We start from the raw sequence: 533 nt of genomic DNA, 5'->3' as shown, positions 1-533 counted from the left end.
CCGCACGTGCGCGAGCTGCTGCACGAGTTCGGCATGGAGGGCTGGCCGAAGACCTCCGGGGGCCGCGGCGTGCACATCTACGTGCCCATCCAGCCCCGGTGGACCTTCACCGACGTGCGCCGGGCGGTCATCGCCTTCGGCCGCGAGCTGGAACGCCGCCTCCCCGACCGCGTGACGATGTCGTGGTGGAAGGAGGAGCGCGGCGAGAAGATCTTCATCGACTACAACCAGATGGCCCGGGACCGCACGATCGCCTCGGCCTACTCCATCCGGCCCAAGCCGCACGCCCCCGTCTCGGCGCCGGTCGACTGGGACGAGCTCCCCGACGTCTCCCCGTTCGACTTCGACGTGCTGACCATGCCCGGCCGGTTCCGCGACGTCGGCGACAGGCACGCCGGGCTGGCCGAGCACGCCTTCGGCATCGAGCCGCTGCTGGAGCTCGCCGAGCGCCAGGCCACGGACGACGGGATGGGCGATCTGCCCTATCCGCCGGACTACCCGAAGATGCCGGGTGAGCCGATGCGCGTGCAGCC

Annotated in this window: 1 protein-coding gene; it reads left to right on the top strand. The window is 71.3% G+C overall.

The features are described from left to right. A partial coding sequence (ligD, locus tag ACI793_RS19255; protein WP_456607986.1) for a non-homologous end-joining DNA ligase LigD occupies nt 1-533 on the top strand: 533 nt, incomplete at both ends.

The organism is Blastococcus sp. SYSU DS0617 (genome assembly GCF_054051075.1).
Note: the sequence above shows the minus strand (reverse complement) of the source record. Positions and strands in the feature narration are given on the sequence as shown.